A 25,744-nucleotide genomic window follows, 5' to 3' on the forward strand; every position below is an offset into this window, starting at 1 on the left:
CTAATATGAAGAAATGATGACGCAGGCAGTCCGCTTGACTCCTGAGAGGCCGAAGCCTATATTTCTTATTCGCGCATCGGATGCGCACCACATAGTGCGGGGTGGAGCAGTTTGGTAGCTCGCCGGGCTCATAACCCGGAGGTCGTTGGTTCAAATCCAGCCCCCGCGACCATAAATTCGCAGGCCAGAGGAAGTTGCCTCTGGCCTGTTTTGGTATCTGGGAGACCAGGTAGGGAAAATGTCCGCAAGGGTATTCCCGTAGATGGGGTCTCGTGCCGCACCCCGTCTCGGCACACCCGACACGACCGTCCACGCAAGCGATCTCGCTACAACGTCGTACGCCTGCGCGTCGCCTGGAGCTCGGCCTCCTGGTCGAGCCGTTCGGTGAGCCAGGCCTTGATGACCGCTTGGCGGCTCACGCCCATGCGGGCGGCTGCGTGGTCCAGGCCTCTCGCCATCTCCTCGGGCACGTCCATGCTTATGCGCCTTGCCGTGCGCCCCCGCTTGTAGGCGGACCCAGCCCCGGTGCCACGGGGCGCCAACCCCAGGCCGGGCCTGTCGTCGCGTCGCGGCCGGAATAGCTATAGGGAAGCTCGGAGCGAGATCACCCGCACGAGAAGGACCCGCACGCCGCGGAAGGCGCTCGCGCCGCGACGTCATCGCAGGCGAGCCTGTAGCATGGAGTCAACCGCCAGCACGGACCTTCCTCCAAAGTGAGGTGAGGCGCATGGGCAGGCGCCGTCAGCGCCTTGGCAACCACATGCTCCACAAGGCGATGCTCGACAGGTGCGCACAGTACGACCTGCTGAGGAAGTGAGAAGGACATGCACTACGTCACACGTATCGAGACCCCGCTCGGACGCCTCGTCGCCGCGAGCGACGGAGTCGCCGTCGTGGGCCTGTGGTTCGAGGGGCAGGCGCACTTCGGGGCCACGCTCGACGAGGCGCGCGAGCGTGCCGATGGCCTGCCCGTCTTCGAGGACCTCCGCCGCTGGCTCAACACGTACTTCGAGGGTCGCGACCCAGGCCCCCACCCTGCCTGCAGCCCCGAGGGCACCACGTTCCGCCTCGCCGTGTGGAGAGAGCTGGCGAAGGTCCCCTACGGCACCACGGTCACGTACGGGGAGCTCGGACGCCGCGTGGCACACGAGCTGGGGAGGGGCTCCTGGAGCGCCCGCGCCGTCGGGGGAGCCGTTGGCCACAACCCCATCAGCATCCTCCTGCCCTGCCATCGCGTCGTCGGGGCGGACGGCTCGCTGACCGGCTATGCCGGCGGCATCGAGACCAAGGCCGCCCTGCTCGCCCTGGAGGGCGTGGACGTGGGCGGGCTTCGACTCCCGAGAGGCTCCGCCCTCCCGACGTCGACGCCCTCCACGGCTCCAGCCCACCGTGGTTTGTAAGGAAAACGTCGGGTTTCCCCGGATGACGGCACACGGGCGGATACTTGTATTTGACATTAGTTTCTATGCGGTTAAATCGAGTGATTCAACGTGTCCGCCGACCTCCCAGCCGTATATGCATTAGACCTTATGGGCGAGCTGCTCATGATGACGCTACTGGTATGCAACGTCTGGCGTCTGAGGGGCCACACACGCGAGGACAGGCTCCTGCGCGTGCTCGTCTTCTGCTCCATGCTCGGCTGCCTCGCGGACGCGGCCTCGTTCTCATCCGACGGCATGCCCGGGGTCCTCGGCCGCACGCTCGTGGTGGCTTCGAACACCTTTCTCTACGCCTCCGGGACGATTCTCTGCTCCTGCTGGGCACTCCTCATCCACCTCCACCTGCGCGGCTCCGTCACCCGGTCCCGAGAGTTCCTCTTGGGGATCCCCGTCGCCATCTGCCTCGTGCTTCTCGCCGTGAACCTGTGGGTGCCGCTGGTCTTCTCCGTCGACGCCGCCAACGTGTACAGCCGACTGCCGCTCTCGAGGCTCCTGATGGGCTTTCCCTACGCCTACCTCCTCTACGCCCTCGCCCTCTATGCCCGCGTGCGCAGGAGCAACGGCGGCCTTCGCCTCTTTCCCGGGTGGGCGCTGCTGCTCCCCGTCGCGGTGGGCGGCTCGGTACAGATATTCGTTCCCACGACCCCCTTGTTCTGGCCGACGGTGAGCGTCGGCATCGCCGGCACGATCGCCAGCCTGCAGAACGAGGACATCTATCGCGACCGCCTGACGGGGCTCTACAACCGCGCCTACCTCGAACGCCTCGCCTCGGGCGAGCTGAGGCGCGACGACGCCGGGACGACCGGCATCATGATCGACCTGAACGCATTCAAGTCGATAAACGACCGCTACGGGCACAATGTGGGCGACCAGGCGCTCATCGACGCGGCCCGCCTCGTCAGGGGTGCGGTGGGCGACATCGGAATGACCGCGCGCTATGCCGGCGACGAGTTCGTCGTGCTCCTGAACACCCGAGACGAGGCCGTGGTCAGACGCACGATGGACGAGATCCGCGAGGACTTTCGCAGATTCGACGAGGACGGCAAGCGACCCTACCAGCTGAGCGTGTCCATGGGGAGATGCCCGCTCGAGCCGGGGAGGCAGTCGGTCGAGGAGTTCATCTCCTCCATCGACAGCGCCATGTACGAGGACAAGAAGCGCTTCTACGACGAGCACCCCGAGGCCAGCCGACGTGGGGTCAGGGACGAGGCGTCGGGCGACGGGGCGCAGGCGGCCTCCCGCTAACTCAGCCGATAGCGCCTCTTTGGGCTGTCCTTGGTGCCAATCGGTTCCAGGAGACCCTCTTCGAACAGGATGGCGATGTAGGGCACGCTCCGGGCACAGTCTCCCGGGTAGGACTACGCCCACGAGCGCAGCTTCCCAAGTGCCCGGCCGGCCTGCCTGCCCTCCCTGAGGCCAGAAGGACAGGCGCGATGCCCGACGGGCCGCACCCCATGGAGCCAGGGGCAGAGGACCAGGAGAGGGGATGTCCCAATCGTGCGTTGTGTTAGACCGCTTTGGATAAGTGTCCTATGCACAGTACACGCAGCAGGACCCCCAATTGCGACAATTCCATCATCAGGAAAGATGGAGGTTGCAATGGAAGACGTGCTCACCCAGCTGACGAGGCAGTTCCTCCCGCAGATGACGGCTGCCGAGAAGAGCAGGGCCCTGAGATCGCTCAAGGCGCTGATAGACGCGGAGTTGTTCGACCTCGCGGCAAGCGAGGGGGCGGAAGACGATCCCGACAGAGCCTGCCCCTGGTGCGGCTCCCCGCATTACGTGAAGAGGGGGCGAGACGGGCGCGGCCGTCAGCGGTTCCTCTGCCGAGGGTGCGCCAGGACCTTCACCGACGCCACCATGCGCATCTTCTCCACCACCAAGCTCGACAGGTCGGCCTGGATGAGGTTCGCGGAGTGCCACGTGGACATGCTCCCGCTGCGCGAGTCGGCGGAAAAGTGCGGCGTGTGCCTCAAGACGGCGTTCTTCATGCGCCACAGGCTGCTCGAGGCCATGGCCAAGCGCATGCCCGCCTTCCGCGTGGAGGCCGGCGGCGGGGCCGAGCTCGACGAGTGCTTCTTCAGGGAGAGCTTCAAGGGAAACCGCTCCAGGTCGGAGTCCGGCGTGCCCAGGAAGCCCCGCGCAAGGTCGCAGGGAACCGACGGGCACGAGAAGATATGCGTGCTCACCGGCATCAACGACGCCGGCGACATCTTCTACGAGATCGCGGGGAGGGGCGGCCTCGACGAGGCGGCAGCCAGGGAGCTGCTCGCCGACAAGCTCGCGGTCGGCGCGATAATCTCGACGGACCGTGCGCACGTGTACCGCCGCGTCCTGCCCGCCCTCGGCGTCGGCGAGCACATCGCCAGCAAGAGGGAGGAGCACGCCATCAACAGGGTGAACAGCCTCCACTCCCAGATGAGGCACTTCATCGGCAGGTTCCGGGGCGTCTCCACGAGACGCCTCGAGAACTACCTCGCCTGGTTCAAGTGGACGTGGTGCTTCAAGGTCCGCAGGAGCGCGGACGAGCTCGCCGAGCTCATAGTGAGGCAGGCGGCCCGCGGCACGTACGAGAAGACCTGGCGCCAGTACAAGGTGACCCCCTATCCGTTCTACGAGTACTGGATCAAGCAGGCGAAATGGGACTCGCGTGCGCGGAGGGCCATATACGGCGTGGCGTGATGTCCAGGGCGGTCTGGCGCAGCGCATCTGCGGCAAGCGCTGAAGTCGTGACCCGATGCAAAAAGCAACAGCTAGCGATATTCTTCGGGAACGTCGAAACCGTACTCACGGCATAGGAGCATGACATCGTGGACGTCGTGCTCGTCATGCTGATAGCCCAAGTGAAACAACAGCTGGCTTTCGGGGTCGATGCACGACACCTCCACCTCGCCGATGCGCCCCCTCCCCGAAAAGACCTCCCCGGGAAAACGATCTCCCTGATACAGAATATCGCCATTCTCGGCGAAATCGAAGCAATGCAGGTCGACGATGCGCCCCGCCTCGTCTTGCCACACCGTGTGATCTTCGGTGGTGAAAGATGCAGCCACCTCGGAAAACCCCTCATCAGCAATTAGATCCACGAACCTTTGGTAATCCCCGCGCTGAACGAACAGGTCGATGTCGTTATGAGCCCTGGTCTCACGCCCGACAAGCGCATCGACGCCCCAGCCGCCATCAAGATATACGCCAATGCCCGCACCTGCGGAAAGGCCGATTATCCAACACGCATCATCCTTGGTGACCATAGGAGCTCCTTCGCTTTCGCCTGCTATTTAAGCAAGAAAGATTATAGGAAAAGTCCCAGTATCCAAAGTGGTCTAACACAACGCAATCGTGGGACACACAAACGTCCTCCACGAACCTAAGCTGGGCGCAACCTGAAGATAACCGTGGGGAGGTAGGCGCCATGTTCGAGCCATCACGCCATGTCAGCACGTTCTTCGTCGCCGGGTTCCAGCACCACGACGGCGCCCTGGTCTTCGACAAGCTCAAGGTGGGCACCCAGCTCGAGCTCGCGGCCGAGAGAGACAACCCGTACGACTCCAACGCCATGGCGCTCTCGCTCGACGGGGTGATGATAGGCTACGTGCCCAAGAGCGAGAACGCCCTGCTTTCGGTCCTCGACTACTACGGCCACGAAGGCGTCTTCGAGGTGCGCGTCCTGCAGGTCGACCCCGAGGCGGACCCGTGGGAGCAGGTGCGCGTCGGGCTTTACGTGCGGGACGCGCGCTAGCCAGCCGGAAGGAGCCCTCGATGGTCATGAGAGTCAGGATCCCAGAAGCCGAGCTGGAGCGTATCGCCCAGATCGGCGGCATTCCCCTCACCTGGGAGGAGGGCGTTGGCGCGGATAACCAAAGGTCCGTCCAGAACCCCGATTCCCCGGCACTCCTGCGCGAGATGGCGGAGGCTGCCTTCGCGGACGATCCGGACGCCTTCGCCGAGTTCGTCTCGGAGAACCGGCACCGCATCCGCGACGCCGCCCTGTTCGGCGAAAGCGGCGAGCAGGTCACGGAGCTCCTGGTGCTGGGCTACGAGGCGGGGATCGCCGGCGGCAGCGCGGCATGCATGAACGACCTCGGCGCGCTCTACTACATGGGCGACCTGGTGGAGCAGGACTACGGCAGGGCAAGGGAGCTCTACGAGATGGCGGCCGCCCACGGCTGCCTGCAGTCCGTCATCAACCTCGGCTACGTCTACGAGTACGGCCGAACGGGCGAGCCCGACTACGCGAAGGCGTACGAGTGCTACGCGCTGGCCGCCGCCCTCACGCACTCGAGCGAGGCGACCTACAAGCTGGGCGACATGTACTCTCGCGGCCGCTCGGTCAGGCGCGACCTCGGCCGGGCGCACGCGCTCTGGGAGCATAGCCTCGAGCTCGCGTCGGATTGCGTGGAGCAGGCACAGCCCGCCGTCCGCATCGCGAAGCTCCTCGTCGACCCCAACTGCGGAGACTGGGGCATGCAGCGCGACCCCCTGCGCGCCCTCCACCTCTTCCAGGTCGCCGAGATAGGCCTCAGGCTGGACATCGCGGACGGCCAGACCTACTACAGAAGGCGCCTTCAGGAGGCCATCGAGGGGCAGGAGAGGGCACGCGCCCTGCTCGAGGAGGAGGGCGGGGCGCTCGAGTAGGCGTCAGGCACTCGCCGCGCGCGCCGCGCCCGCCGCACTCGCCAGCAGGGGACTCCTCACGCGAGGGCGATCCCTCCCAGCCAGCCCCACCGGGGCTCGGCGTCGAGGCCGTAGGCCAGCAGCCAGGCGGAGAGCGGGACGCGCCTGACCTTGTCGCCCACGCAGTCCATCACGACGCGGTCGCCGACATAGAGGCCCACGTGCCCCAGGTCCCAGGCGCCGCTTCCGTAGGGGTTGCCCGGCGACGCGACGACCATCGCCACCCGCAGGGGGTCCTCACCCGAGTAGGTGCAGAACTGCTGGTAGATGGTCCTGGCATAGCAGCGGCGCGGCCGGAGCCCCGCCGTCTCGAAGACGCGGCAGACCCATCCCGCACATTGGTTGGTGCCAGGGCTGGGCACCGCGCAGGCGCGCTCGACGATGCCCCGCTGCGCCCGGCTTGCCGCCATCAGGCCCTCCGCACCCGGGGCCGCCGCCTCGGCGAGGAGGTCGCGCCCTGAGACGGTCCCGTCACGCGCCACCAGGCCCTGGCGCACGAGGGCTTCGAGCACGCGGAGCGCGACCTCGCGCTCCTGGCTCCCCACGCCCGGGAGCGACCGCCCCTCCGGGGCCGCACGTCCCCCAGAAGACGCACGTCCTTCTCCCCGACCGCCCAAGGCGCCCCCCTGCCCTAAAGCACCGGCGTTCCGTCCCGCCTCGACGCCGGTGCGGAGCCCCGTCCACACGTCCGTCAGATCCGCTCGCCCCTGCGCGCCACGTGCTTGGCCAGCCCCATCCCGACCACGACCATGAGGACCAGCAGCACGAGGAAGAGGGCGCTCGCCTCGACCGTCTCTATCGAGGCGAGCGTGTCGTAGGCGCCGTGCAGGACAACCGGGACCGCGATAGCGAAGAGGCCGAGCAGGGCGCACGCGAAGCCGTGGCCGCGCGACCTCGCCAGCCGCGCGTGCCCGTAGAAGAAGCCCATGAAGACGGCGAACATGCAGTGGCCCGGTATGGCCGTGAAGGCGCGCACCACCGCCGTCTGCGGGCCGAACTCGAGGACGTAGAGGACGTTCTCGGCGATGGCGAAGCCGAGCCCCGCGAAGACGGCGTAGACGATGCCGTCGAAGACGTGGTCGAACGCCGGGTCCCGCCAGCTGCGCCCCTTGAGCGCGACGAACTTGCAGAGCTCCTCCGTGAGGCCGACCACGAGGAAGTTGTCGACCAGGACGTCCCGCAGGGCCAGCGGCTCCGCGTCGCCGAAGAGCGCCGCGGTGAGCGCGACCTCCACGACCATCGCGGGCACGGTCGACGCCATGCCCGCCAGGAGCAGCCTTCCGAGCAGCGACGCCGGCTCCTTCTCGCGCGGGTCTATCCGATAGACGTAGGCGAGAAGGACCGCGGCGGGGAGCACCGCCATGACTAGCAGGGTCCTCATCCGTGACCTCCCGTCAGTAGACTCTCCTGTGCGAGCCCTGCATCCGCTCGATGCGGCGCTCGACCGCGTGCACGCGGTGCTCGTCGCCCTCGAAGTGCAGCTCCTCGGCCAGGTAGCGGGCCACCGCCTCGGGCGACTCGCCGGACTCGATCATGTGCTCGATGTGCATGCGCAGGGCGATGCGGGCCGCATGCCTCTCGCGCATGCGGGCATGGCCCGCGGCCTCCACGACGGCCGGGCCCAGGTCCGCCGTGTCCTCGGCGAGCGTGGCCACGTCGAGCTCGGAGGCCCCGGCGGCACGGATCGCCAGCTGGCCCAGGAGCGGCATCAGGAACACCGTGACGGCGCCCGCCGCCACGAGGACCGAGGCCATGCCCTGCGACATCGCCCCGGCCGCGACGGCGATCGTCGTGACGGCGACCACGAGCGGGAGCGCCGTCGCGCAGTAGACGGCGACCGAGGCGCTCGCGCGCACCGAGAGCCGCCGGGGGTTGGCGCGGTCCGTCGCCGCCAGCACGAACACGGGCACGGAGCGCACCAGCAGCAGCGCGAGGATGAACACCGCGAGCATGACCGGCCTGCTCGCCACCGCCGTGACGTCGATCCTCGTTCCGGAGTAGATGAAGAACACGGGGATGAAGAAGCCGTAACCCATGCCGCCGAGCTTCTGGTCGAAGGCCTCGTCGCCCTTCGGGACCAGATACTGGAGGACGAAGCCGGCGGCGAAGGCGCCGAGCACGATGTCGACGTCGAACACGGCGGAGATGGTGACGAGGAGGACCAGCAGGAACATCGTGAGCCTCACCATCGTCTGGGCGGTGCCGTTGGCCTTCTCGACCATGAGCCGGTAGACGCGCGTGCCCCTCCGGCGCGCCGACGCGCCGTGCCGCGCAATCACCACGCACAGCAGCACGAGCCCCAGGAGGATCACGGCGCTCTGCCAGGCGACGCGGGCGGAGAGCAGCATCACGATGGCGACGATGGGACAGATCTCGCCCCAGGTGCCGTAGGAGACGACGCCGTCGCCGACGGGCGTACCCACGAGCCCGCGCTCGGCGAGGATGGGCATCAGGGTGCCGATGGCGGTCGTCGTGAGCATGATCGCCGTGGCCCAGCCGGTGGTGGTCCCATAGCCCACCCGCGGCAGGAGGCCGCTGATCGCGACCGCCACGACGAAGGAGACTCCCCAGGCGGCGAGCCCGCGCCTGCCCTCGTGGCCGGAGAGCATGCTCGGCTCGATCTCGCGCCCGGCGAGAAGGAAGAGGAAGCCGCAACCGAGCTCGGAGAGGAAGCCGATTACCTCGTTCGTGTGTATCAGGCCGAGGCCGTAGGGGCCGAAGGCGGCGCCGAGCATGAGCAGGAAGACCGTCTCGGGAACGATGTGGCGCGGGATGCGGTCCGCCAGGATCGGGCAGACGAGCGCGAGCGTCACCATCACGAGCAGCGACGCGAAGTCAGTGACAGCTTCCATTGGGACGAGCCCCCCTCGGTCGGGCCGTGCGAAGCGACCCCTCGGCCGCCCAGCTGTACCCTACCCCAACCCGACGCGACGCACCTCCGCGCTCTGTTTTTTCTGCCTATTCTTCCTGGAGCATGGGAGCCCATGAGGGCCGCGTGTTACATAACAGGTTGCCAACCGAAGCCTCCGGGCCGGCGCGCGCCGGTGGGCGGGGCACCTCAGAAAGGGCTGTCATGACCGAGAACGACTGGCGCAACGGCTTCCACATATCGCCCCGCAGGGGCCGCCTCAACGACCCGGCGGGGCTTTGCCAGTTCAAGGGCACGTACCACGTCTTCTACCAGCTCAACCGCGCCTGGCCCGACGCCAAGCTCCCCAAGTCGTGGGGCCACGCCACGAGCCGCGACCTGGTGAGCTGGACGGACGAGGGCGAGGCCATCCGCGCCGACAGCGCCTATGACGCCAGCGGCGCCTTCACCGGCTCCGCCGTCGTCCGCGATGGCAGGCTCTGGGTCTACTACACCGGCAACGTCGAGGAGCCCGGCCTGCACGACGCCATCACCGATGGTCGCGAGTCGAACGTGGTGCTCGTCACCTCCGAGGACGGCACGACCTTCTCGAACAAGACCTGCGTGCTGCGCAACTCCGACTACCCCGACGAGTGCTCGCGCATCGTCCGCGACCCCAAGGTGTGGGAGGACGAGGGCCGCCTGCGGATGCTGCTCGGCGCCCGCGACCTCGACGGGCACGGCCTGGCGCTGCTCTACGAGTCGGCGGACGGGCTCTCCTGGCAGCTCGCGAGCACGATCCGCTCCGACGAGCCGTTCGGCTACATGTGGGAGGCGCCCGACCGCATCCGACTGGGCGGCCGCAGCTTCCTCTCCTTCTGCCCGCAGGGCCTCTCGCACGACCGCCTGCGCTTCGCGAACAACTTCGAGTCCGGCTACGTGTGGCTCGGCGACACCCTCGCACGCACCTGCGCCTTCGACGAGTCGACCTTCAACGAGTGGGACCACGGCTTCGACTTCTACACCCCGCAGACCTTCGTGGACGAGCGCGGCCGGACCATCCTCATGGCCTGGCTCGGCGTCCCCGGCGCGGGCTACGGCTCCGTCCCCGCGACGCCGGGCTCCGGCTGGTCGGGCGACTGGAACGGCTGCCTCAGCGTCCCGCGCGAGCTGAGCCTCAACACCACCGAGTCCGGCAACGACTACATCCGCCAGTGGCCGGTCGCCGAGCTCGAGTCCCTGAGGGGCGAGCCCGTGCGCCTGCGCGACGACTCCCCCACCACCTCCGCGGATGACACGCTCCTGCCCACGCACCGCGCCGACATCGTGATCGAGGGGATCCGCTCGCGCGCCGCCTCGATCACCCTCGACGAGGACGTGTCCTTCTCCTTTGGGAACTACCGCGCCGACCTGCGCTTCGCCGAGGACGCGGCGAGTAGCGCCGGCCGCACCAAGCGCGCCTGCGCGCTCTCCGACAACACCCTGCACAGCCTGCGCATCCTGGTCGACAGCTCCGCCATCGAGATCTTCGCCAACGGGGGCGAGAAGGTCTTCTCCACGCGGTGGTTCCCCAGGGGCGAGCGGCTCTCCGTCTCCACCAACATCGAGGCTGAGAGCATGGTCGCCTACCCCATGGGCAGCGGCACCGAGGGGCTCTGGTAGCCCGGAAGGAAGTCCAGATGGAAGTCCTCGTCTGCCTCCTGGTGGGCTACGCGTGCGGAAACCTGCTCACGGCCGAGCTCGTCGCCCGCCGCGAGCTTGGGCGCTCCGCCTTCGAGGTGGGGGTCGGTAACCCCGGAATGGCCAACATCGGCCACGAGCTGGGCCTGCGTGCCGCCGCGCTGACGCTCGCCGGCGACCTCGGCAAGGTCGTCGCGGCTGCCCTCGTCTGCTCGCTCGCCTTCCCCGACCTCGGTTCCGCCTCCGCCGCGTGGGCGGGGCTGGGCTGCACGCTCGGCCACAACTTCCCCGCCTGGCACCACCTCAAGGGCGGCAAGGGGGTGGCGACCACCTGCGCGACGATCGTCCTGGCCTCCCCGGGCTGGGGCGTCCTGGCGCTCTTGGTCGGGCTCGCCGCCGTGGTCCTGTCTGGCTACCTCTGCGTTGGCGCGATCGCGATCGCCGCAAGCTACGCCCTCCTCATGCTCCTCACGGGAGACCTCGCGCACGTCATCGTCGCCCTGGCCCTGCTCGCCCTCATGGCCATGGCGCACGGCAGCGCCGTGGCAGGCATCCGGGACGGCTCCACGCCCCGGGCGTCCCTGGCGGACAAGGTCCGCTCGCTGCTCCCCTTCGACCTCCCGGGCGCGGGCGCGGGCGGCCTCGCCCCCGGCGCCGGTGCCCGCGCCCACGACGCCGGCTCCGACGCGCACGCCGCTCACGCCGCTCACGCCGCAGGCGAGAAGAGTCTCGGATTGCGCCGCGCCGCGACCGCCACAGAGGCCCCTGGTCGCTCCGACGGCGGCTTCTTCACCCGCGGCTCGTTCTCGCTCGACGCCCTTCTGCACGGCGAGGCCGGCAGCGACGACTCCCGCCGCGTCCGCTCCCGCGTGGGCAAGGTCTCCCCCGGAGACACCCTCGCCTACCCCCGCATCCGCCCGCGCGCCGACGGCGCGGCCGCAGCCTGCGCAGACGCGTCCGTACAGGCCGCCGGCGCGATCAGCGACCCTGTGGGCGCACCGACGGCGGCATCGCAGCAGCCAGCCTCCCCGGCCGACATGCGTGCCCAGGCCGCGCTGGGCGCGCCGAGCTCGCAAGGCACCCCTGCGCCCGCCCCGTTCGCGGTCGACAAGACCGTCGCCATGCCCCGCGTCGTGGCGGCGCCAGCGGACACCCCAGCACTGCGCGCTCAGGCGGTTCGCGTGCAGGCCGCAGACCAGGTGCGCCCCATGATCCCCGCCATCGAGGCCCAGCGCATGGCCTCCCAGCAGCGCCTCCAGCACGAGCGGCAGGCGGCCGCCGAGGAGGTCGTCCGCATCGGGCGCTTCGTCGGCGAAGGCGCGCACGCCGCCAGCAGGGGCTTGGCGCAGGCGGGCAACGCTGCCGCGCAGGCCCTCGGGCGCGCTCGTGCCGCCTCGGCTGACGAGCTCGAGCGCAGACGCACCCTAGAGCGCAGGAGGGCCTCTGCCGCCGCGCGCGACGACTCCTTGACCCAGCGGCCCTCCGCAGAGGGGCGCGGTCGCGGGCCCCGTACTCCCCCAAGCCGCCCGCGCCCGGCGCAGGGCCAGGGCACGCGGCCGGGCCAGGCCACGCGCGCGACGCGCTCGCAGCGCCCGCAGGTGGGGCGTGGCCCCGTCCGCGACGCCCGTCCCTCCCGGGCCCCTCGCGCGCCGCAGCCCACGACGGAACGCACGCGACCGAAGCACGCCCAGCACCTCGGGCAAGGTCGGGGTCCGCAGGACGCCCGACACCCGCAGCGGCACGAGGCGCATCAGGCGCACGTCTCGCGCCACCGTTCGTAGCATGACCGGCGGCGCCGGTCGCGCCGCCGGTGCGACCGCTCCGGGATTCCGGATTACGCACGATAGAGTTTAGGTTTGTGGATTTGCAGGCATTTCAGTTACCTTAAGCACAATCGTGCGTAGTTCCACCTCGGGCCATCGCCTGAAAGAACCGGTGCAACCGCATCGCGCCCCATCCTCCCCGACGAAGGGGGCCCTATGAGCAAGCGCAGGTCGGACGACCCCGTAGCGACAAGTGGACCCACGGCGTCGGACGAGCCCGCGGCGCCAGGCAGTCCCACGGCACCGAACAGCTCCGCGGCGCCGACTCCCCGCGAGGAAGCGCGCCGAATCGCCTACCTGAGCCACGACACCGCGCGCCGCGCGCTCTTCTCCCTCGCGGATAGTGGGATTGAGAGGGTACCAGAGCGGCCGTTCCTCCTCATGTTCGCAGCGCCCTGCGTCTCCACGCAGGGCCAGGCGAAGGCGGCCGTGGCGAGCGGAGCCCTAGACTTCCTCAAGCCGTTCGACAAGCCCCTCGACCTTCTCGTGCCCACCGCGGAGGCCCGGTCGCGGGGCAGCCAGGCGAACCTGCACGTCTGGTCCTACGGAATCCTGGAGAGGTCGCTCTGGAAGGCCAACGACAGCGTGCTGGTGAGCGACCCCGGCTTCGTGGTGCTGCAGCTCGCGTGCTCCCGACGGCCGACCAAGCTCTCGAGGGGCGCCGCGGCGCGGGAGTCCCGCGAGGAGAGCCGGATCCGCGCCGAGCTTGGCCTCCCGGAGCAGGACTTCGCGGAGAAGGACCTGCTCGCCTGGGTCGGCATATCCCAGCAGGTAGACGCAGTCGTCGCTGCGTGCGAGTTCTCCTCGACCTATCGGCCGCCCCACCCCGGCAGCCCGACGACCGCCTTCGGGAGGGAGCCACTCGCGTCCAGGGCGGAGATGCGGGGGTTCCTGCGGCGCATGCCCGCGTCGGCGGGCATCACGCGCGCCCGGCGCGCGCTCGACCTGGCCTACGACCGCTCTGGCTCACCCATGGAGACCGCGCTGGCGCTCATCCTGACGCTGCCCGTCGACATGGGCGGATACGGGGTCCCCCGCCCCGGCCTAAACCGGCCGATCAGCCTCCTGCCAGGCCAGCGCGAGCTTTCGAGCATGTCCGAGATCACGCCCGACCTCTGCTGGGAGGAGGCGAAGGTCGCAATCGAGTACGACGGCGACGACTTCCATCCCGCCGGCTCCCCCGAGAGGCTGGCCGCCGACAACGAGCGGCAGAACGCCCTCACGAGCCTTGGCTACAGGGTCCTCCGCGTGCGCTATCCGCAGGTGGCGAGCCCCCAGCGCATGGACCTTCTCGCCCGGCAGCTCGCGAGCCTGCTCGGCATTCGCCTCGATCAGCCCAGCGACCTGCAGCTCATTCGACGTCAGAAGCTCATCCTCAAACTGACGCGCCCATAGCCGGCGCCCCCAGCTGGCACGCGCTCCCCGGCCAGTGCGCCCCAGCCAGCACGCCCCCGGCCGGCACGCCCCCGGCCGGCACGCCCCCGGCCAGCCCTCATAACCGGGGCGGGCGACTGCCCAGCAGAGGTGCCACCGTGGCGCAGTTACGCACGGTTGAGTTTAGGTTTGTGGATTTGCAGGCCTTTTGTCTTCAGCAGGTGCAGTCGTGCGTAATTCGAGAAGGACGCGGCGTGGCGGCGCAGGTGCGCCCTCCGGGCGGCGTGGTCGCGGCGGCCCTCCGGGCGGCGGCGGGTCCGCTCGCCGGGCCGCGTGCCGGGCCGCACGCCCTCGGCGCGCTACGCACCCTCGGGCGCGGGCCCCACAGGCGTCCAGGTAGCCGCGAGGTTCTCCCGCTCCGGGCTCATGAAGGCCGGCAGGCCGCCCGTCTCGGCCGCCCGCGCGATGTCGAAGAGCGCGTCGGCCACCGCGTCGTCCGCGCTCGCGCCGATGTGCCAGCGCGCGCTGGCGGCGACCTTGGGGTCGGCGTTCGAGACCGCGACGCTGTTGGGGAGGCTGCCGAGGACCGAGAGGTCGTTCTCCGCGTCGCCGAAGGCCACGACCTCCTCCGGAGCGAGGCCCAGCTCCCTGCGCAGGTAGTCCACGCCGCGGTGCTTGCCCCACCCCTTGGGCAGCACGTCGACCAGGGGCGCCTTGGGGTTGGGGAAGACGAAATCGAAGGCGTCGAACTCGCGGCTGAGGAGCCGGCGCACGTCCTCGCGGCGGCGGGGGTTGCCGACCACGTGCACGTTCGCCTTCACGATCTTCTTGTCGGGCACGCGGGTGCGCACCGAGCCTATCCGGTCGAAGCTCCCGTGGAAGCGATGGATCTCCTCGGCGGTCACGCCCACGGCGAAGCGGTCGCCGTAGTCGTCGACCATGAGGGCCACGCCCGGGATGCTCTTGAGGAGCTCCCCCATGCGCGCGAGCTCCTGCGTGTCGAGGACCTTCTCCAGCACGAACTCGCCGTCAATGTAGACGAGCTGGCCGTTGATGAGCGTACCCGTGGCGAAGCAGCGCGCGTCGCCGTCGAACATCCACCCCAGGTCCCACGGGACGCGGCCGGAGGCGGGGCCGAAGTGGAGCCCCGCGTCGAGCATGGCGTGGATGCCCTCGATCGCGTGGCGCGTGGCGCAGGGCCGCCCCACCGCGATGAGCGTGTCGTCCAGGTCCGAGACCGCAAGCTTGATCATTGGGTCACCCCTCCTCCTTGGCGTTCGGACGCCACCGCCCGGCCTGCGTCCGCCCGGCCGGCCTCCCGCATGAACGCAGGCCGCTCCCCCCGCTGGGCCGCGAGCGCGATGTCGACCATCGCGACCGCGACGCCGTCGTCCGCGCAGGCGCCCACGTGCCAGCGGGCTGCCCGTGCCGCCGCGGGCATGGCGTTGGCGACCGCCACGGAGTTCTCGACCTCCGCGATGGCCTCGAGGTCGTTCTCGGCGTCGCCGAAGAAGACGACCTCGTCCGGGGAGACGCCGAGCTCTCGCGCCAGCACCCTGATGCCCGAGGCCTTGTTGACGCCGCGCGGCAGCACGTCGCACCAGCCGGGGAAGGTCTCCACCAGCTCCAGGGCGAGCCCCTCGTCGCGCACGGCGTCGCGCACGGCGTCGACGACCCCCGCGCCGCCCCTGGTCGCAACCGTGACGGAGATGTAGGGGACCTCCGGCGCCTCGTCCACGACGTGCGGCGTGAAGCGGTAGCGCCTGCCATAGGCGGCCGCCTCCTCCGGCGCGGCCCCCACGCAGTACGCGGGATTGGTTTCGTCGGTCTCCTGCGGATAGTAGAAGAGGCAGGTCCCGGGGTGAGCGAGCGCCGCCTCCTGAAGGCGGCGGAGGTCACCCGGAGCGCAGAGACTCTCGGAGACGAGCTCGCCGTCCACGTAGACCATCTGGCCGTTGAAGAGCACGCCCGTCTGGAAGTAGTCCGCGTCGTGCAGGAAGAACGGCGCCAGCTCGACCGGCCCGCGGCCGGTGCACGGGCCGAACTCGATGCCGGCCGCGCGCAGCGCCTGGATCGCGACGAGCGTGCGGGCCGAGACGTGCGAGCGCCCTATGGGGATCAGGGTGTTGTCCATGTCGGACAGGACGAGCTTGAACAAGGGGACGCCTCTCTGGGAGCGGTGGGATAGACGTCGGACGCACAGGTACGCGCCCGAGGACCCATCCTATCCCACGAGGGCGTCGAAGCGGTCGATGCGCATGAGAATCTGCTCCACGTCCACCATGGACCAGATCGTCGCCACGCGCCGGCCGTCCGACCACACGCCCACGCTCGCGCCGCCGCCGACGGGCGGCGGGCCCATCCTCCTGATAGAGGTGATGTCGCGATACCTCACCTCGGCCGTGGGGCCGACGAGGGGCGTCACGGCCATGCGGTCGTCGTAGGTGACCACGCGGTAGCGGCGCATCATCACCCACATGCAGAAGGAGGCGACGAGGAAACTCAGGAAGAACCCCGGGACAATATCCTCCGCAACGTCGAAGACGCCGATGCCGCACAGCCAGCTGAGGACGATTCCCATGATCGCGACGAAGGCCATCGACGCGACGACCGATCGCGAGAGCGCGCCGGAGACCATGTAGGTGTCATGGTGGCTGTGGTGCCTCTCCGGCATGCCCGCGTCGTCGAAGTGCTCCATCAGGGCTGCCACTATGGGCAGGCTCATGCTGACGGTAGCGAAGAGCATCGGCTCCATCAGCCCTCACCCGACCTTTCAACGTACGTGTTGGCCCATCTGGCCAACCGGCTCCAACGGCTTGGTAGCGCGCCAGCGCTTAGTTTCGATCTCGCGGGCCACTCGCGCTCGGACCCGTTGTCTGGATTTGCTCTCTTGGGGCCCTCGCGCTCGGACCCGATATGGTGGCAGGCAGTCGTTTGCGGTCGCGTAGCGTCGTCGAAGGTGTGGGCGAGCGGATCCACTGGCGTGGCCAGCTCATCGGTAGGAGAAGGACCGGCTGCAGGCCGGCCCTTCTCGCCTCGTCGCTCATATTGTAGTACGCTGGTAAGTTTTTCGGCATCGTGCGCCGTCTAGGGTTCCAGAACCCCCGTCTGCGGGACCGCGAACTTGGCTACGAGGCGCTCCAGCACGTCGACCGTGATCTCGAGGCTGCGCACGGGGACGAACTCACGGACCGAGTGGGCGTTGTAGCCGCCCGTCGCCAGGTTGGGGCACGGCAGGCCGCGCAGGCTGAGCTGCGAGCCGTCGGTGCCCCCGCGGACCGCCACGCAGCGCGCGTCCAGGCCGACCTCGCGGTTGGCGTCGAGGGCGTTGGTGATGAGGAACGGGCAGTCGTCGAAGCACTCGGCCATGTTGCGGTACTCCTCGCGGACCTCGACCTCCACGGTGCCCTCGCCGTAGCGGCCGTTCATGAAGGCCGCGATCTGGCGCAGGACCTCGGCGCGGTGGGCGAAGGCACCCGCGTCGTGGTCGCGCACGATCAGCTGCAGCCTCGCCTCGGCGGCCGTGCCCGAGACCTGCGTGGGGTGGTAGAAGCCCTCGTAGCCCTCGGTGTACTCGGGTCGCTCCGCGGCCGGGACGAGGTCGAGGAACTCGCCCGCGAGCGTGATGGCGTTGACCATGACGCCCTTGGCGGAACCGGGGTGGATCATCACGCCGTGGATAAGGACGTTCGCCTCGGCGGCGTTGAACGTCTCGTAGTTGACCTCGCCCAGGGTCTCGCCGTCCACGGTGTAGCACCAGCGCGCGCCGAAGCGCTCGAGGTCGAGGAGGGACGCGCCGTGACCGATCTCCTCGTCGGGGACGAAGGCGACCCTGAGCTCCGGGTGGGGCAGCGTGCGGTCGTCGTGAAGGCGGGCGATGAGGGAGCAGACCTCGGCGACGCCAGCCTTGTCGTCGGCGCCGAGCAGGGTGGTGCCGTCCGAGCAGATGATGTCCTGGCCCACGAACTGCTCGAGGTCGGGCACCTGCGCGGGGGAGGTGGCGACGGGCTCGCCCGCGACCACGCCGGCCACGAGGTCGCCGCCCTCGTAGTGGACCACGTGCGGGGACACGCCCTCGCCCGGCGCGTCGGGCGCCGTGTCGATGTGGGCGCACAGCCCGAGCGCGGGCAGTCTCTCGGCGCCGGGCGACGCGGGGAGGGTGCCGGGCACGTAGGCGTGCTCGTCCACGCTCACGTCCTCGCAGCCGACCGAGCGCAGCTCCTCGCCGAGAACCTCCGCCATGTGGCGCTGTCGCTCGGTGGAGGGGGTGCGGTCGGCATGCTCCGGGTCGGACTGCGAGCCCACGCGGACGAGGCGCATGAAGCGCTCGGCCACGTCGCTCAGCCGGGGCTCCCCCGGCTCGGGGATGGGATCCTCTGCCATGTTCTTCTCCAATCCTGAAAGGGGCGCCGCGGCCTGGCGCGACGCCCCGGGTTGCCACCCTGCGCTCTGCGACCCGTCTCGTGGGCCCCTGGCGCGGCTACCTTACTCCTGCCTTGCTGAGGCTACCTTACTCCTGCCTTGCGCTCCGCCTCCTCGATCCGGGCGAGCTGCTCGGCGGAGAGGTGGATGCGACCCTCGCCGCGTCCGTAGGTCCGGCCGCCGTCGGAGGTGCCGTCGGCGGCCGTCGGGACCTCGCCGTAGGCCGCGTAGGCGCCACCGGCGCTGCCCCCCTCGTTGACGATCGAGTCCTCGAGCTCTCCGGCGCGACGGTAGTGGCGCAGCGGCGCGGGCATCTCGCGCTCGGTCGGGTCGTCGGCGTTGGAGAGCCTGAAGGCGGGCGCGCCGTCGCCTGCGGCCTGGGCGGACCTGAAGTTCTCCTTGGCCACGGAGATCATGAGCTTGATGCGGTTGAGCTGGTTGACCTCCGAGGCGCCCGGGTCGTAGTCGACGGCCACTATGTTGCTCTCGGAGTGCATCTGGCGCAGACGCTTGATGACGCTCTTGCCGACCACGTGGTTGGGCAGACAGGCGAAGGGCGAGCACACGATGATGTTGGGCGTCCCAGACTCGATGAGGTCCACCATCTCGGCCGTGAGCAGCCAGCCCTCGCCCATGGTGTTGCACAGGGAGAGGACCTGCTTGGCCTCCTCGGCCAGATGGTAGATGGAGCCGTAGGGCTCGAAGCGCGCGCTCTTCTCGAGCATGTCGTTGATCGGCTTGCGCAGCCCCTCGACGTAGGAGATGCCGAGGCCGTGGGTCAGGCGGTTCACCGCCTTGGTCGGCAGCTCGTCGTTCATGTTGATCTGGTTGGACAAGCCGAAGAGGAAGAAGTCCACGAGCCCCGGCACGTTCGCCTCGCAACCCTCGGCCTCGATCACGCGCACGACCTGGTTGTTGGCCGTCGGGTGGAACTTGACCAGGATCTCGCCGACGACGCCGACGCGCGGCTTGGAGCGGTCGTTCACGAGCGGCAGCGCGTCGAAGCGGTCGATGGTGTCCTGGCACAGCTCGTAGAAACTGCGGCGCGTGGCGCGACAGATCTCGACCTTTGCGCGGCGCATCACGTCCTCGTAGAGCCCGTCGGCGGAGCCCGCCTCGGCCTCGTAGGGGCGCACGCGGTAGAGCAGCTGCATGACGAGGTCGCCGAAGAGCAGCGCGTAGACGGCGCGGTTGAGAAGGACCGGGTTCTTTAGCGGCTGGAAGCCGGGGTTGCTCTCGTCGAGGTTGAGCGCCGCGGTGAGCGAGATCACCGGGACGTCGGCGTGGCCGGAGTCCTTGAGCGCCTTGCGGATGAGGGCGATGTAGTTGGTGGCGCGGCAGCCGCCGCCGGTCTGGGTGATGAGGACCGCGGTACGGCTGAGGTCGTACTTGCCGGACAGGACCGCCTCCATCAGCTGGCCGGTCACGAGGATCGACGGGTAGCAGATGTCGTTGTTCACGTACTTGAGGCCGGTGTCGACGGCCGCGTGGTCCACGGAGGGGAGAAGGACCACGTTGTAGCCGACGCTCCTGAGCAGGGGCTCCACCAGCTCGAAGTGGATGGGCGCCATCTGCGGGCACAGGATGGTGTAGCCCTCCTCCTGCATCCGCTTGGTGTAGCGCACCTTCTTGAAGGCGGCGCTGGCGGCCTCGCGGTAGACGGGCGTGCGGCGGGAGAGGTCGGTCTCGCGGGCGCGCTCGAGGGTGCCGTCCGCCAGGCGGACGCCGGTCGGGGCGACCTCGCCGACGAGCCCGGCCCTGGTCTCGCGCTCGAGCTCGGCGCGCTCCTCCTTGAGGGCGGCCATCAGCGAGCGCACGCGGATGCGGGCGGCGCCGAGGTTGGAGACCTCGTCAATCTTGAGGACGGTGTAGATCTTGCCGGAGGCCTCGAGGATCTCCTGGACCTCGTCGGTCGTTAGGGCGTCCAGGCCGCAGCCGAAGGACTGCAGCTGGATGAGGTCGAGGTCGTTGCGGGTGGCAACGAAGCGCGCCGCGCGGTAGAGGCGGCTGTGGTACATCCACTGGTCGATGACGCGGATCGGGCGCTCGGGCTCCATCTTGTGCGCCACGGAGTCCTCGGTCAGCACCGCGAAGCCGAAGCCGTGCAGCATCTCCGGGATGGCGTGGTTGATCTCGCCGTCGTTGTGGTAGGGGCGTCCCGCCAGCACGATGCCGTGGGCGTCGTTGTCCTCGATCCACTTGAGGCACTCGTCGCCGGCGCGGTGCATGGCGTCCTTGAAGGCGACGTCGGCCTCCCAGGCGGCGTTCACGGCCTGGTCGACCTCGTGGCGGGTGAGGTCGGGACCCTTGAAGCGGCCGTGGCCGGCCTCGGCGTCGCTCTTGCGCTGGACCTGGAGGATCTCGTACAGGCGGTGCTTGAGGTCGTCTTTCTTATCGTAGGGGATGAAGGGATCGAGGTACTCGACATCGGGGGCGGCGAGCTCGTCCACGTTGAGCTCGAGCGCCTGCGGGTAGCTCATGACGATCGGGCAGTTGTAGTGGTTGGTGGCGCCGTCGTCCTCCTGGCGCTCCCAACGGATGCACGGCATCCAGATGAAGTCCGGGTCCTTCTCGAGCAGGTTCATGATGTGGCCGTGGCTGAGCTTGGCCGGGTAGCACACGGACTCGGAGGGCATCGACTCGGTGCCCGCCTCGTAGGTCTTGCGCGTGGTCCTGTCGGAGAGCACGACCGAGAAGCCCAGCTTGGTGAAGAAGGTGTGCCAGAACGGGTAGTTCTCGTACATGTTGAGCGCGCGCGGGATGCCCACGGTGCCGCGCGGGGCCTCGTCGGCCGGCAGGCTCTCGCGGTCGAAGAGCAGCTTGTTCTTGAACTCGAAGAGGTTCGGCGCCTTGCTGCGCTCGGCCGCCGGCTTGCCCGAGCCCTTCTCGCAGCGGTTGCCCGTGATGAAGCGGCGGCCGTTGCCGAAGGAGTTGATGGTGAGCAGGCAGTTGTTGGAGCAACGGCCGCAGTGCGCGTTGGTGTGCTTGACCGTGAGGCCGTCGATCGCCTCGCGCGAGAGGACCGTGGAGGTCCCGTCCACCCCGGCGCGGTCGCGCGCGAGGAGGGCGGCGCCGTAGGCGCCCATGGTGCCGGCGATGTCCGGGCGGATCACGTCGCGGCCGGTCAGGAGCTCGAAGGCCCTGAGCGTAGCGTCGCTCATGAAGGTGCCGCCCTGGACCACGACGTACTTGCCAATCTCGTCGTAGTCGCGCAGCTTGATGACCTTGAACAAGGCGTTCTTGATGACGGAGTAGGACAGGCCCGCCGCCACGTCGCCGATGGTCGCGCCCTCCTTCTGCGCCTGCTTGACGCGGGAGTTCATGAAGACGGTGCAGCGGCTGCCGAGGTCGACGGGGTGCTCGCCGCGCACGGCGGCGGCGGCGAACTCCTGCACGCTCATGCCCATGGAGTCGGCGAAGTTTGCCACGAACGAACCGCAGCCCGAGGAGCACGCCTCGTTGAGGGCGATGTGCTCGATGATGCCGTTCTTGACCTGCAGGCACTTCATGTCCTGGCCGCCGATGTCCAGGATGAAGTTGACGTCGGGGACGAAGGCCTTGGCGCCCCTCAGGTGCGCCACGGTCTCGATCTCGCCGGAGTCCGCCTGCAGGGCCTCGATCAGGATGCCCTCGCCGTAGCCCGTGGTGGTCACGTGGCCGATGGTGCAGTCGGAGGGCAGGTGGTCGTAGATGTCGTCCATGATCTTGCGGGCGGTGCCCAGGACGTCGCCGTTGTTGTTGTCGTACCAGGTGTAGAGCAGCTCGCCCCCCTCGCCGACGACGGCCGCCTTCATGGTGGTGGAGCCGGCGTCGAGGCCGATGAACACGCGGCCGTGGTAGTCGTCGAGGCTGCCCTTGGCGACCACCTGCGCGTCGTGGCGGCGCTTGAAGGCGCGGTAGTCCTCCTCGGTCGCGAACAGCGGGTCGAGGCGCGCGACCTCGGAGCCCTGGGTGTCGCGCAGGTTGTCGAGCTGGTCGATGACGTCGGCGAAGGTCACGTACTTGTCGGACTCGCCGGCCAGGGCCGCGCCGGTCGCCACGAACAGGTGCGCGTTCTCGGGGATGACGCGGTGCTCCTCGTCGAGCTTGAGCGTGACGTAGAAGCGCTTGCGCAGCTCGGAGAGGTACTGCAGCGGGCCGCCGAGGAAGGCGACGTAGCCGCGGATGGGGTGGCCACAGGCCAGGCCCGAGACGGTCTGGTTGGCGACCGCCTGGAAGATGGAGGCGGCCACGTCCTCGCGCGCGGCGCCCTCGTTGAGCAGCGGCTGCACGTCGGACTTCGCGAAGACGCCGCAGCGGCTCGCGATGGGGTAGATGTGGCGGGCACCCTTGGCGAGCTCGTTCAGGCCGAGGGCGTCGGTCTCCATGAGAGAGGCCATCTGGTCGATGAAGGCGCCCGTGCCGCCCGCGCAGGTGCCGTTCATGCGCTGCTCGATGCCGTTGTCGAAGTAGATGATCTTGGCGTCCTCGCCGCCGAGCTCGATGGCGACGTCGGTCTGGGGGATGAGCGTCTCGACAGCGCGCTTGGAGGCGATGACCTCCTGCACGAACTCGACGTCGAGCCACTTGGCGAGCAGCATGCCGCCCGAGCCGGTGATGGAGACGCGCATGCGGGCGCCGCCGAGGACCTTCCGGGCCTTCTCGAAGACCTCGCGGGCGGTCGCCTTGACGTCGGTGTGGTGGCGCTCGTAGTTGGCGTAGACCAGGTGGTCGTTGTCGTCGATGACGGCGAGCTTGACCGTGGTCGAGCCCACGTCGATGCCCAGGCGCAGGTGCGCGTGGGAGAAGTCAGCCTTCTCGGCCGGCATGAGCTCGGCGCCGACCTGCCTGAGCTCGAGCGGATGCTTGGCGGCCTTCTGCGCCGTCGGGTCGTTCACGTAGTTAGTCATCTTCTTCTCCTTGGAGCTGCGATAGGCCGAGAAGCGTCATCCCGAACGAGGGGACGTCGAAGTCGATCGCCTTGCCGTACAGGTCGCCGGGGCGCACGAACATGAGGCCCGTCATCAGCCGGGCCATGAGGCCGATACTCTCGCGCATCCCCGTGGTGAGCCACTGGACGAGGACCCCCACCTCGGCCGATATGGCGAAGGCGAGGTAGTAGTCGAGGAAGGTGCCCAGCGCGCCCAGGGGCAGCCCCTCGGCCGCGCGGTCGCGCACGACCTCGCGGACCATGCCCTTGACCTTCTCCACGAAGGCGGGGTCGCCCCCGTCGCCGAGAAGGGCCGGCAAGTAGCTGGCGCGGTCCTTGAAGAACCGCAGGACGTCCTCCGCGCCGGGGCAGGGCTCGCAGTCCGCGAGTGCGGAGGCGAGCTCGTCGAGGTCGGTGCGGGCGAGGGTGGCCACGAGCGGCCTCAGCTCGTCGATGGCCTCCGCCTCGAGCTGGCCGACGAGGTCGGGGATGTCGCGGAAGTGCGAGTAGAACGTCCGGCGGGTGACGCCCGCGCGGTCCGTCACCGCGGTGACGGTGACCTGCCCGAGGTCGCCCGTCGCGGCTATCTCCTCCGCGAGTGCGTCGCGCAGGGCGCGCCGCGTCCTCAGGGTGCGGCGGTCGCACGCCTCCGTCGGGCAGGACTCCTCCTCGCGCACGGCTTGGCGCATCTCCCCTCCTCCCTAGACAGGTGCCTGATATTGCACGCTGCGTGAAGTATTGCACACGGTGTGCAATTTGCTCGCACGGGGTTGGGGGGAGGCGCAGTCTGCACCTGGCTTTCACATTTCTGCACGACGGACGGGGCGCCAGCCTGGGCCGCCGCCGTCGCGAAGTGACTAGAGCCTGCCCGCCTCGAGGTCGCGCAGGACGCCCTCCGGGAGCTGCATCGCCTGGGTGAAGGGGTCGAGCACGACCCCGGCGAGCCCGCCGCCGTTGAGCGCCATGCCCACCGCGGTCGCCATCGGCAGGTTGACGAAGGAGAAGCCCGCGAGGGACTTGGCGTCGAGCTCGCCCGCGTCGGTGAACGCCGCCAGCCAGCGCTCGCCGTCGGCGTCGCCCAGGACGCACGGCTTTATCTGGGTGCCCTCGCGCAGCGGCAAGGACTCCCCGACCCCGAGCGCGGATATCGCGGCACGGTAGTCCTCCGGCGCGTCCACCACCTGCACCGGCACGACCACCATCGCGCCGGCGAGCGCGTGGAGAAGGTCGCGCACCCCGGACTCCGCGCCGCCGATGGCGGCGAGCTTCAGCTCGAGCAGCGAGCGGGCCTGTGCCGGAGCGGGCGCGGCGCCGCCCGAGGCGGGCTCCGTCCCCGCGACGGGGGCGGGCCGCGCGCCCTCGGGGGCGCCGCCGGCAGGGGCGGGACCCCCTGCCGCCGCAGGATCCGGGAGCCCCGCGCGCACCTCCTCCAGCAGGCGTCCCAGCAGGTTCCTGCCGGACCACGCCAGGGGCATCGCGGCGTCGGGAGAGCCCGCGGCCACGCCCGTGCCCCAGAGGGCATCGTCGCCCAGGCACGCGCCGATCGTGGCGTCGCCGGTCGCACGCAGGAACGCCGCGAGCCCGTCGTCCTGCTCGAACTTGGCCTTGAGGGCCTCGCGCGCGAGGCCGACGCGGGCGCCCGCCCAGCGCCCCTCGTCGAAGGGCGTCACCTGACGGGAGAGGTTCCTCAGGTAGGAGGGGTCGTCCAGGGCAAAGACGCGCATGGCCGTCGCCTCGTCGCCAAAGGTCATGGCCTTTGCGTGGACGAGGTACTGCCCGACGCTCGCGAACCGGTGCCCGTGCAGCTCAATCGGCGAGGGCGCCCAGACGCTGAGGCAGCCGTTGCTCCCCCCTGGCGCCCCGAACAGGACCAGCCGGGCTTCGCCGACCTGCGAGAAAACCGGACCTTCCATGCGCATCCCCCCGTAGACTCCCCGGCAGCAGGGCCGTCCCGGTAGCGTAGCACGCGGGGCGCTGGCGGCGCCCCGCGGCGACCGCGCCCGGCGAGCGCGCCCCGGCTCCGCTACAGGTCCGCGACGACCCTGCAGGCGACCCTGCAGGACCCCTTGAGCGTGTTGCCCACCGGACAGTTGTGCTCGACCACGGCCGCCAGCTCGTCGAGCTTCTCCTGCGGGGCACAGGACTTCACGTGGAGGGTGGAGCGGATCTCCTGGTAGCCGTTGTAGGGGTTCTGGCCGGAGAGGTCCATGTCGCCCTCGAGCTCGGCGCGGCAGCCCGAAAGCTCGATTCCGAGCTTCGGGGCGTTCATGCACGCGACCAGGGTCTGGCAGCCGCCCAGGGCGCACAGCAGCATCTCGACGGGGTTCATCCCCTTGTCGGTGCCGCCGGCGTCGACGGGCTCGTCGATCATGAGCCTGAAACCGCGCGACGCGGCCTCGACCTGGCAGCTCTCGGGAAGCTTCGTGGTGGTTGCAGAAAACGTGTTCATGCTCTTCTCCCTCTGCGTTGCTTGCCTCCCCGCGCGGGCGCGGGGCCGGGGCAGATGGTACGTGCGCCTTTTTGGTCACCGCCCGGGCGTCCGCTCGGCCGGCGCCAGCGGCCGCCCGGCTCCGCGCGG

The 25,744-nt window shown here is 69.4% G+C and carries 21 protein-coding genes and 1 tRNA gene; 9 read left to right on the forward strand and 13 right to left on the reverse strand.

What is annotated here, in order from left to right; translation table 11 throughout:
- Nucleotides 1–95: 95 nt before the first annotated feature.
- A tRNA-Met gene (locus tag VXJ25_RS02695) sits at nucleotides 96–172 on the forward strand.
- 154 nt (nucleotides 173–326) lie between these two features.
- Here VXJ25_RS02695 and VXJ25_RS02700 read toward each other — a convergent pair.
- Entirely contained in the window at nucleotides 327–476 is a 150-nt protein-coding gene (locus VXJ25_RS02700; RefSeq protein WP_330957677.1) for a ribbon-helix-helix protein, CopG family, read from the reverse strand.
- Between the two features lie 348 nt (nucleotides 477–824).
- Here VXJ25_RS02700 and VXJ25_RS02705 point away from each other — a divergent pair, with 348 nt between their 5' ends.
- From VXJ25_RS02705 to VXJ25_RS02715, 3 genes are all read left to right on the forward strand, one after another.
- Nucleotides 825–1,400, forward strand: coding sequence for a methylated-DNA--[protein]-cysteine S-methyltransferase (locus VXJ25_RS02705; protein WP_330957678.1), 576 nt, complete (start codon nucleotides 825–827; stop codon nucleotides 1,398–1,400).
- A gap of 129 nt (nucleotides 1,401–1,529) precedes the next feature.
- On the forward strand, nucleotides 1,530–2,684 hold the full coding sequence (locus tag VXJ25_RS02710) for a GGDEF domain-containing protein (RefSeq protein WP_330957679.1): 1,155 nt from the start codon (nucleotides 1,530–1,532) through the stop codon (nucleotides 2,682–2,684).
- A 354-nt stretch (nucleotides 2,685–3,038) separates the two neighbouring features.
- Nucleotides 3,039–4,121 carry an IS1595 family transposase gene (locus tag VXJ25_RS02715; protein WP_052241584.1) on the forward strand — a complete coding sequence of 361 codons (1,083 nt, stop codon included), beginning with the start codon at nucleotides 3,039–3,041 and terminating at the stop codon, nucleotides 4,119–4,121.
- A gap of 71 nt (nucleotides 4,122–4,192) precedes the next feature.
- Here the strand turns inward: VXJ25_RS02715 and VXJ25_RS02720 are convergent, their stop codons facing one another.
- Entirely contained in the window at nucleotides 4,193–4,687 is a 495-nt protein-coding gene (locus VXJ25_RS02720; protein ID WP_039689008.1) for a nucleotidyltransferase domain-containing protein, read from the reverse strand.
- Nucleotides 4,688–4,848: 161 nt separating this feature from the next.
- On the opposite strand from VXJ25_RS02720, the gene VXJ25_RS02725 reads away from it, so the two are divergent.
- Nucleotides 4,849–5,175 (forward strand): HIRAN domain-containing protein, encoded by a 327-nt coding sequence (locus VXJ25_RS02725; protein WP_330957681.1) that lies wholly within the window; start codon nucleotides 4,849–4,851, stop codon nucleotides 5,173–5,175.
- Between the two features lie 26 nt (nucleotides 5,176–5,201).
- Entirely contained in the window at nucleotides 5,202–6,071 is an 870-nt protein-coding gene (locus tag VXJ25_RS02730) for a tetratricopeptide repeat protein (RefSeq protein WP_330957682.1), read from the forward strand.
- Between the two features lie 56 nt (nucleotides 6,072–6,127).
- Here VXJ25_RS02730 and VXJ25_RS02735 read toward each other — a convergent pair whose 3' ends face one another.
- The 3 genes from VXJ25_RS02735 to VXJ25_RS02745 all read right to left on the reverse strand — a co-directional run bounded on the left by VXJ25_RS02735 (nucleotide 6,128) and on the right by VXJ25_RS02745 (nucleotide 8,962).
- Entirely contained in the window at nucleotides 6,128–6,655 is a 528-nt protein-coding gene (locus VXJ25_RS02735) for a hypothetical protein (protein WP_330957683.1), read from the reverse strand.
- 146 nt (nucleotides 6,656–6,801) lie between these two features.
- Nucleotides 6,802–7,491: a PrsW family intramembrane metalloprotease gene (locus tag VXJ25_RS02740; protein WP_330957684.1), complete on the reverse strand. Its 690-nt coding sequence runs from the start codon at nucleotides 7,489–7,491 to the stop codon at nucleotides 6,802–6,804.
- Between the two features lie 13 nt (nucleotides 7,492–7,504).
- The gene (locus VXJ25_RS02745) at nucleotides 7,505–8,962 is read right to left on the reverse strand and encodes a cation:proton antiporter (RefSeq protein WP_330957685.1); all 1,458 of its coding nucleotides are present in this window, start codon (nucleotides 8,960–8,962) and stop codon (nucleotides 7,505–7,507) included.
- Nucleotides 8,963–9,183: 221 nt separating this feature from the next.
- Between VXJ25_RS02745 and VXJ25_RS02750 the strand changes: the two genes are divergently transcribed.
- The 3 genes from VXJ25_RS02750 (at nucleotide 9,184) to VXJ25_RS02760 (ending at nucleotide 13,856) form a co-directional block, all read left to right on the forward strand.
- Nucleotides 9,184–10,620 carry a glycoside hydrolase family 32 protein gene (locus VXJ25_RS02750; protein ID WP_330957686.1) on the forward strand — a complete coding sequence of 479 codons (1,437 nt, stop codon included), beginning with the start codon at nucleotides 9,184–9,186 and terminating at the stop codon, nucleotides 10,618–10,620.
- Nucleotides 10,621–10,637: 17 nt separating this feature from the next.
- Nucleotides 10,638–12,419 carry a glycerol-3-phosphate acyltransferase gene (locus VXJ25_RS02755; RefSeq protein WP_330957687.1) on the forward strand — a complete coding sequence of 594 codons (1,782 nt, stop codon included), beginning with the start codon at nucleotides 10,638–10,640 and terminating at the stop codon, nucleotides 12,417–12,419.
- A 198-nt stretch (nucleotides 12,420–12,617) separates the two neighbouring features.
- Nucleotides 12,618–13,856 (forward strand): endonuclease domain-containing protein, encoded by a 1,239-nt coding sequence (locus VXJ25_RS02760; RefSeq protein WP_330957688.1) that lies wholly within the window; start codon nucleotides 12,618–12,620, stop codon nucleotides 13,854–13,856.
- 338 nt (nucleotides 13,857–14,194) lie between these two features.
- On the opposite strand, the gene VXJ25_RS02765 is transcribed toward VXJ25_RS02760, so the two are convergent.
- The 8 genes from VXJ25_RS02765 to VXJ25_RS02800 all read right to left on the reverse strand — a co-directional run bounded on the left by VXJ25_RS02765 (nucleotide 14,195) and on the right by VXJ25_RS02800 (nucleotide 25,615).
- Nucleotides 14,195–15,088, reverse strand: coding sequence for an HAD family hydrolase (locus tag VXJ25_RS02765; RefSeq protein ID WP_330957689.1), 894 nt, complete (start codon nucleotides 15,086–15,088; stop codon nucleotides 14,195–14,197).
- A complete protein-coding gene (locus VXJ25_RS02770) occupies nucleotides 15,085–15,993 on the reverse strand; it encodes an HAD family hydrolase (protein ID WP_330957690.1) in 909 nt (302 codons plus the stop codon). Before VXJ25_RS02770 ends, VXJ25_RS02765 begins: the two co-directional genes overlap by 4 nt.
- A gap of 66 nt (nucleotides 15,994–16,059) precedes the next feature.
- Entirely contained in the window at nucleotides 16,060–16,581 is a 522-nt protein-coding gene (locus VXJ25_RS02775) for a hypothetical protein (RefSeq protein WP_330957691.1), read from the reverse strand.
- A gap of 341 nt (nucleotides 16,582–16,922) precedes the next feature.
- Nucleotides 16,923–18,218 (reverse strand): peptidase T, encoded by a 1,296-nt coding sequence (pepT, locus tag VXJ25_RS02780; protein ID WP_330957692.1) that lies wholly within the window; start codon nucleotides 18,216–18,218, stop codon nucleotides 16,923–16,925.
- A 122-nt stretch (nucleotides 18,219–18,340) separates the two neighbouring features.
- Entirely contained in the window at nucleotides 18,341–23,146 is a 4,806-nt protein-coding gene (locus VXJ25_RS02785; protein WP_330957693.1) for an acyl-CoA dehydratase activase-related protein, read from the reverse strand.
- Complete coding sequence (locus tag VXJ25_RS02790; protein WP_330957694.1) at nucleotides 23,139–23,855, reverse strand: TetR/AcrR family transcriptional regulator; 717 nt, start codon at nucleotides 23,853–23,855, stop codon at nucleotides 23,139–23,141. Before VXJ25_RS02790 ends, VXJ25_RS02785 begins: the two co-directional genes overlap by 8 nt.
- 168 nt (nucleotides 23,856–24,023) lie before the next feature.
- A complete protein-coding gene (locus VXJ25_RS02795; protein ID WP_330957695.1) occupies nucleotides 24,024–25,079 on the reverse strand; it encodes an NADAR domain-containing protein in 1,056 nt (351 codons plus the stop codon).
- A gap of 110 nt (nucleotides 25,080–25,189) precedes the next feature.
- Nucleotides 25,190–25,615 (reverse strand): OsmC family protein, encoded by a 426-nt coding sequence (locus VXJ25_RS02800; protein WP_330957696.1) that lies wholly within the window; start codon nucleotides 25,613–25,615, stop codon nucleotides 25,190–25,192.
- Nucleotides 25,616–25,744: the final 129 nt, after the last annotated feature.

This window comes from Olsenella absiana (genome assembly GCF_036408855.1).
Taxonomy (GTDB): Bacteria; Actinomycetota; Coriobacteriia; order Coriobacteriales; family Atopobiaceae; genus Olsenella_K; species Olsenella_K absiana.